Genomic DNA, 7457 nt, shown 5'->3' on the forward strand with positions numbered 1-7457 from the left:
GGCGCGGACCAGGACTCGCTTGGCCGGCTGGAGTCGAGCGGCCGGCGCCTCGGCGGCGCGGCGCGAGATGTTGAGGAGCAGGCCCACCGCGAGCATCCCGGCGAACATCGAGCTGCCGCCGTACGACACGAACGGCAGCGGGACGCCGGTGACCGGCATGATGCCCAGGCACATGCCGATGTTCTGAAGGCCTGGAAGCCGAACCAGCAGGCGATGCCCGCCGCAGCGACCCGGCCGAAGACGTCGTCGGTGCGGACGGCGATGCTCAGCGCGCGCCACAGCACGATCCCGAGCAGCGCGATGATCAGCGCCGACCCAACCAGACCGAGCTCCTCGCCGGCCACGGTGAACACGAAGTCGGTGTGCTGCTCGGGCACGAACCCCGACCGGGTCTGCGAGCCGTTGAGCAGACCGTTGCCGAACCAGCCGCCGTTGCCCACCGCGATGCGCGCCTGCTCGACGTTGTAGCCGGCGCCGCGCGGGTCGAGGTCGGGATTGGTGAAGGCCAGGAACCGGTCGACCTGGTACTCCTTCAGCACCCCGCCGCGGACCGCCAGCACAGCCCCGACGACGGCACCCACGCTGAGCGCCGCCAGCCAGCGACGCGGGGCGCCGGAGGCGGCCAGCACCCCGAAGACGGTCGCGGCGAGCACGAGCATCGTGCCGAGGTCGGGCTGGAGCATGATCAGGATGGCCGGCACTGCGGCGATGACCAGCATGGCCACCACGTCGAAGCTCCCCACGCGAGGGTGCCAGCGACCTTCGGCGCGTTCGGCGACGACCAGGGCCATCCCGATGACGACGGCGAGCTTGGCGAACTCGGAGGGCTGGATCGACAACCCGCCGATCATCAGCCAGGAGCGCGAGCCGTTGATGACCGTGCCCATCGTGAGCACGAGGACCAGTCCGCCGACCGAGCCGAGGTAGACGAGCGGGGCGACGATCCGCACCCAGCGGTGATCGGTGGCCAGCACCAGGACCAGCAGCGCCAGGCCGATCGCGACGTTGACGATCTGCTTCTCCAGGTAGGCGCGCGGGTCGCCACCGGTGAGGTCTCCACGAGCGCTCGTGGCCGACCAGACGAGCAGGCAGCCCAGCACGCTGAGCAGCAGCACGGCACCGAGGAGCAGCCAGTCCATGCCCGCGCGGCGCATCATGAGCGGTCCTTGCCGCTGCCGCGCACCTGCGGGGGAAGGATCGAGCCGTTGCGCTGGAAGACGGGCAGGCGGTTCGGCAGCGTGGTGCCGGGGATCGCCGCCTGGGACGGGTCGACCTCCTCGCCCTCGATGCCGTAGAGCGCCTCCCAGATCGCGCGGACGCCGGGCCCGGAGCTGCCCGAGCCGGTGCCGCCCTGGCTGATCATCATCACCACGACGTAGTCGTCGGAGTACGACGCGACCCACGAGGTCGACTGCTTGCCGTAGACCTCCGCGGACCCGGTCTTGGAACGGATCGACACCTCGTCGAGCGGGAACCCGCCCATCCGCCACGACATCGTGCCCTGGCGGGTGACACCGAGCAGCGCCTCGTCGATGTAGGCGTCGATGCCCGGCGGCAGGTCGATCTGAGCGCTGACCTCGGGCTCGATGCGTCGGATGACGGTGCCGTCGGTCGCCACGACGGCCGCGCCGATGCGGGGCTCGTAGAGGGTGCCGCCGTTCGCGATGGCGGCGTAGCCCCGGGCCAGCTGGAGCGGGGTCACGATGGTGTCGCCCTGGCCGATCGCGAAGTTGACCGCGTCGCCGGCACGGTAGGCGTAGCCCTCGATGCAGAACTCGCCTGCGAACGTGTAGACGAAGTCGGACAGGTCCCGGTTGCCCGGGGCGTCGCGGGGCTTGTCGGCGATGCCGCAGTAGTAGTCCTTCTGCGACTCGAAGTAGTCACGCTTCCACTGCCGGTCGGCGATCCGGCCGGCTGCCTCGCCGGGCAGGTCGATCCCGGTCTCCGCGCCGAAGCCCCACTTCTTGGCCTCCTCGACGAGGGGGTCGCGGGCGTCGACGTCGGCCACGTCGGAGCCGAAGCGCTGCCAGTAGTCGAGGCCGATCCGGTAGAAGAAGGTGTTGCAGGAGACCTCGAGGGCCTTGTCGAAGCCGATGTAGCCGTAGGCGCCGGACTCGTAGTTCTTGAAGGCCCGGTTGCCGACCGCCACCGAGGAGGAGCAGTTGAGCCGGGTGTCGGTGTCGTAGCCGTTGGCCAGCGCGCCGGCCGTCATGAACGGCTTCCACGTCGACCCGGGTGCGAACTGGCCCTGGGTCGCCCGGCCGAGGAGCGGCAGACCGGCCTCCTCGGAGTAGAGCTCGGCGAGCTCGTTCTTGGAGATGCCGCCCACCCAGACCGACGGGTCGTACGTCGGCTGGCTGGCCATCGCGACGACACGGCCGGTGTCGGCCTCGAGCACGACCGCTGCCCCGGCATCGGCGACGTAGTTGCGGTTGGTGACGGTGTCTCTGGTGGCGCGCGCGGTGGCGATCATCTCGGCCAGCTGGCGCTCGACGGTGGCCTGCACCTTGGCGTCCAGCGACGTCACGAGCGTGTCGCCGTCCTGGGCCTCGACCTCGCCCTCGTCACCGAGCACGCGACCCATCGAGTCGACCCCGACCTCGCGGTAGCCGGGCATCCCGCGCAACCACGCGTCGTACTCCTGCTCGACGCCGGCGCGCCCCACGACCGAGGCGCCGTTGACCGAGCGGTCGCCGTCGGACTCGGCCTGGTCGAGCTCGTCGGCGGTGATCGGACTGAGGTAGCCGAGCAGGTGGGCGGCGTTGATGCCGAAGGGCTCGGGGTAGTCGCGCACGCTCTGCTGGTCGACGATCACACCCGGGTAGTCCTCGGGCTCCTCGCGAATGCGCTGGGCCTGGGCCTGGCTGATGTCGGAGGCGATCGGGACGGGCTGGTAGGGCGAGCCGTTCCAGCAGACGCCCGGCTCGGAGTCGGTCTCGCCGCAGGTCACGAGCCGCTTGTCGATGCGGCCCGGGCGTACGTCGACGACCTCGGCCACGCGTCGTACGAGGGTGTCGCGCTTCTTGTCGCCGAGCTTGCCCAGGACCGTGCGGTCGAGGGAGACGACCCACGCGAGCCGGTTGGCCACCAGGGGTCTCCCCTGGTCGTCGACGATGAGACCTCGCGAGGGCTGGAGCACGATCTCGCGCACCGACTGGGCGGCGGCGCGACCCTGGTACTCGTCGCCGGTGACGACCTGGAGGTAGTAGAGCCGCACCAGCAAGGTGGCGAAGAGCGAGAAGACCAGGGCCTGGATGACCACCAGCCGCAACCGGCTGGTGCCGGCGGCATCGGGTCCGCGACCGGACGACGACCCCATCACCGCAGGAGGCTCTCGGGCTCGAGGCGGTCGAGCGCGCGGGTGACCGGCGGCACGACGAACGCTGCCAGGACGACGTCCCACAGGACGGCGGCGACGACGACCTGGAGCAGCGCGGGCACGGAGGCCGCGGTGTCCTGCAGGATCAGTCCGCTCAGCAGGAACACCGACGAGCCGAGGAACGAGCAGGCGGCGACGGTCGCGAGCACGGTGCCGACCGAGGGCAGGACGTCGCGGCGCACCCGCCCGGCGACGTACCCGACGAGGAGCAGCGCGAGCGCCCAGCGACCCGCGACGTGGTCGGCGGGCGGGGCGAGGTCGAGCAGCACGCCGGCGGAGAAGCCGGTGACCATCGCGAACTGCGAGCCGCGGACGAGGCCGGCCGCCACCACCACGAGCAGCACGAGGTCGGGCACCACGCCTCGCCAGGCGAGGTGCGGGAAGACGGTGGTCTGCAGGACGAGGGCGACGACGACGGCGAGCGAGACGATCGCGACGCGGGCGGTCGACGTCGAGAAGAGGGCTCTCATCGCAGGCTCCCGTCGGCCTCGACGACGGCGCGGTCGCTGCGGGTGCCCGAGGCGACGACGACGCCGACGAGGTCGAGCTCGGTGAAGTCGACGAACGGGTCGATCACCGCGCGTTGGGTCGACTCGCGCAGGCTCGCGTAGACCGAGACGACCTGCCCGATCGGCACGCCGGCGGTGTAGGGGCCGCTCGCGTTGCCGTCGTCGTCGAGGCTGCCCCAGCTGACCACGGTGTCGCCCTTGGCCGGCACGAGCTTCTGGTCGAGCAGCTCGAGGTCGAGTCGTGCCGAGCCGCCAATCATCCCGCGACCCTGGAGGAAGCCGAGCTCCATGCTCTCGCCGATCCGGCCACCCACGGTGGAGTCGGAGTCGATGAGCGTCAGCACGGTGGCCGAGGTGCGGGTGACGCGCAGGATGCGGCCCACCAGCCCGTCGTTGTTGATGACGGTCATGTCGGGCGCGAGGCCGGCCGCGGAGCCGGCATCGATGGTGACGGTGTGGGTGAAGGACTGCGACGAGCCGAGGCCGACCACGCGGGCCGGCACCAGTGCGTAGCCGAGGCTCTCGGCGGTGCTGGTCAGCCCCTCCAGCTCGAGGAGCTTGTTGCGCCGGTAGCCCGAGGAACGCACCTCGGTGCGCAGCCCGGCGTTCTCGGCCTCCAGCGAGGCGAGCTCGGCGCGCAGCTGCTCACGACTCCGGAAGAACCCGGGCAGCTCGACGATCGGTCGGATCGCACCGGCGACCCCGGCCTGGGCGGGTCCGACGACGTCACCCACGACGCTGCGCGCCGGATCGACGACGGACTCGGTGCCGCGGTCGAGCAGCATCAGGCTGGCGCAGGCCAGCACGAGCGCGACGATCAGGGCGCGAGGCGGGGTGCCGTCGTGGTTGCTGCGCGGAGCCTGGCCGAACGGGCGCAAGGAGCCCGGACGCAGGGGGCCCAGGGGGCTCATCGCCGCCGCCGGTTGTCGGCCACGAGCACCTGACGCAGGGCCTCGAACTGCTCCACGCAGGTGCCGGCTCCGAGCGCCACGGAGGTCAGCGGGTGCTCGGCGACGTGCACCGGCATCCCCGTCTCGTGGCGCAGGCGTTCGTCGAGACCGCGCAGCAGCGCACCCCCTCCGGTGAGCACGATGCCGCGATCCATGATGTCGCCGGCGAGCTCGGGCGGGGTCTGGTCGAGGGTGACTCGTACGGCGTCGACGATCGCGTGCAGGGGCTCCTCGATCGCCTTGCGGATCTCGGCCGCGCCGATGGTGACGGTGCGGGGCAGACCGGTGACCAGGTCGCGGCCGCGGACGTCGCCGACCGGGTCGTCGGTGGCGGGGAAGGCGGAGGCGAGGGTCATCTTGACCTCCTCGGCGGTGCGCTCCCCCAGCATCAGGGAGTGCTCCTTCTTCATCCAGGCCACGATCGCGGCGTCGATCTCGTCGCCTGCGGTGCGGACGCTCAAGGAGGTGACGATCCCGCCGAGCGAGATCACCGCGACCTCTGTGGTGCCGCCGCCGACGTCGACGACCATGTTGCCGGTGGCCTCGTGGACCGGCAGTCCGGCGCCGATCGCGGCAGCCATCGGCTCCTCGACGATGAAGACCTCGCGGGCTCCGGCCTGGTAACCGGCCTCCTTGACCGCGCGCTGCTCGACGGCGGTGATGCCGCTGGGCACGCAGATGACCATGCGGGGCTTGGCGAAGTAGCGGCGCCGGTGGACCTTGAGGATGAAGTAGCGCAGCATCTGCTCGGTCGCCTCGAAGTCGGCGATGACGCCGCCCTTCAGCGGGCGCAGCGCAGTGATGTTGTCGGGGGTGCGCCCGATCATCTGCTTGGCCTCGTGGCCGACGGCGATCACCTCGCCGGTCGTGTCGTTGAGGGTGACGACGCTGGGCTCGTCGAGGACGACGCCCTTGCGTCGGACGTAGACCAACGTGTTGGCGGTGCCGAGATCGACGGCCATGTCGCGGCCGATGATGCTGTTCGCCATTGCGCGCGCGCCTCACTGCTCACGCGCATTAACCGGGGAAGGTGGGACTGCGAGCGCGTGATTCCGCGGGTCCCGGTAGCGAGCGTAGGAAGGGCCGGCCCGAAATCGCCGCAGGCACGCCGTCGGACGTGTCGCTGAGTGCTCACGGCCCCAGCGTGGCCCGCGTGATCTGAGTCGTCGGGTGCCTCCGGCGCTCCGGATCAACCGGCGGACGCCACCAGTCGTCGACGACCCCGTCGGCTCGCGACACCCACTCGTCGTGCCCGCTCACGATCCGGGCGATGTTGTGCAGCGACTCCCCGTCGTGGTCGAAGTAGCCGCTGTGGGCGTCGAGGACGTCGCCGGGGCTCATGATCGGCGACTCGGCCTGGAAGCGCGTGGCACCGAAGTCGTCGGCGGCCGGGTCGTGACCGAGTCCCAGTCCCAGTCCCAGGTTGAGCCCCATCACGCTGCTGAGGCCGATGGCGCCGTGGTCGCCCAGGTCGGTGACCACGTCCAGGCTGTTGGCCCCGACCCAGACGTCGGCCTCCCCGATCTCGAGGTCGCTGACGTGGCGGACCTCTCCCCCGAGGCCAGGGCTCCCGACGACCACCAGGTCGTCGACTGCCAGTCCGTGGTCGGACGCCGCGTGGCCGACGGTGGTCGAGCCATAGCTGTGGCCGATCACCGTCAGGTCGGCCGGAGGCCCGCCCTGTTCGGCCCGTTCGGCCCGCAGTCCGTCCACAGCCTCGGCGAGCCGCGCACCACCCTGCTCGGCCAGGCCCTCGTCGAGCACCCGCACCACGTCGCCGGCGAGGCCGTCGAGCAGCGGCACGGTGTCGGGTGCGTCGTAGCCGATCCACGCCAGCGAGGCGTGCGTGGCGTCGTCGTCGGCCTGCCGGGCCGCCTCGTAGACCGCAGTCGCGTGGCCCGTCAGTCCACCGATCCCCGCGGCGTCGGTGCGCATCCCGGGCACCAGGACCGAGACGTCGTCGGCGGTGTCGAGGTCACCCACCGCCAGGGCGACGGCCCCGTCGCCGCCGAAGGCGCCCGGGTCGTAGAGGTAGAGCAGTGCGGGCACGGCCTCCCCCGAGCGCGGATCGGTCGTCGCGCTCGCGTCGTCCAGCGCGGCGGAGGCTGCCTCCGCGTTGCGCAGCAGCACCCGCTCGCGATCAGTGATGAGCCCGCGATCGCGCAGCGACCGAAGGCCGGCCAGGTCGCGGTGGAGCCGCACGTGGTTGGCGTGGTGCCGCACCCGGGCCGGGATGCCGGCGAGGTTGCCGAGCACGCCCGGCGCCGCCACGAGGAGGCCTTAGCGCTCACGGGTCGCCAGGTCGCGCCACCAGGTGCGGACGTCGGCGGCCGGCGTGCCTGGTGACGGCAACGTCGCGAGCGCCCGGTCGGCGGGGTCGGGACGGCCCCCGAGGCGTCGCTCGACCTGCTCGAGGGTGAGCCACCGCTGGAGGACCACGATCATCTCTCGCTCCTCGACCAGGAGGTCGTCGAGCCAGCGACGGCGCAGGTCCTCATAGCTCGCGACGTGGCCGGCGACGGCGTCGCTGCGCGCCTGGAGCACCGGCGCGAGGTCGACGATGCGGTCGGGCGTCGCGGCTGCGACGTCGCGCCGCAACCCCTCGATGCCCACGACCAG

General features: G+C 71.7%; 6 protein-coding genes and 1 pseudogene. All 7 read right to left on the reverse strand.

Annotated elements, in window-relative coordinates:
* Positions 1-1157 (reverse strand): annotated as a pseudogene (rodA, locus tag VOI19_RS10290) (rod shape-determining protein RodA); the annotation flags it as partial.
* Positions 1154-3319 (reverse strand): penicillin-binding protein 2, encoded by a 2166-nt coding sequence (mrdA, locus tag VOI19_RS10295; RefSeq protein ID WP_323792878.1) that lies wholly within the window; start codon positions 3317-3319, stop codon positions 1154-1156. The gene mrdA and the pseudogene rodA, both read right to left, overlap by 4 nt.
* Positions 3319-3849, reverse strand: coding sequence for a rod shape-determining protein MreD (mreD, locus tag VOI19_RS10300; protein WP_323792872.1), 531 nt, complete (start codon positions 3847-3849; stop codon positions 3319-3321). Before mreD ends, mrdA begins: the two co-directional genes overlap by 1 nt.
* Complete coding sequence (gene mreC / locus VOI19_RS10305; RefSeq protein WP_323792873.1) at positions 3846-4799, reverse strand: rod shape-determining protein MreC; 954 nt, start codon at positions 4797-4799, stop codon at positions 3846-3848. Before mreC ends, mreD begins: the two co-directional genes overlap by 4 nt.
* Entirely contained in the window at positions 4796-5827 is a 1032-nt protein-coding gene (locus VOI19_RS10310) for a rod shape-determining protein (protein ID WP_323792874.1), read from the reverse strand. The genes mreC and VOI19_RS10310 overlap by 4 nt, the downstream gene beginning before the upstream one ends.
* Positions 5828-5969: 142 nt before the next feature.
* Positions 5970-7109: an alpha/beta hydrolase gene (locus VOI19_RS10315; RefSeq protein WP_323792875.1), complete on the reverse strand. Its 1140-nt coding sequence runs from the start codon at positions 7107-7109 to the stop codon at positions 5970-5972.
* A 9-nt stretch (positions 7110-7118) separates the two neighbouring features.
* On the reverse strand, positions 7119-7457 hold a 339-nt coding region (locus VOI19_RS10320), incomplete at its 5' end, for a hypothetical protein (RefSeq protein ID WP_323792876.1).

Source organism: Nocardioides sp. (assembly GCF_034670285.1).
GTDB lineage: Bacteria > Actinomycetota > Actinomycetes > Propionibacteriales > Nocardioidaceae > Nocardioides.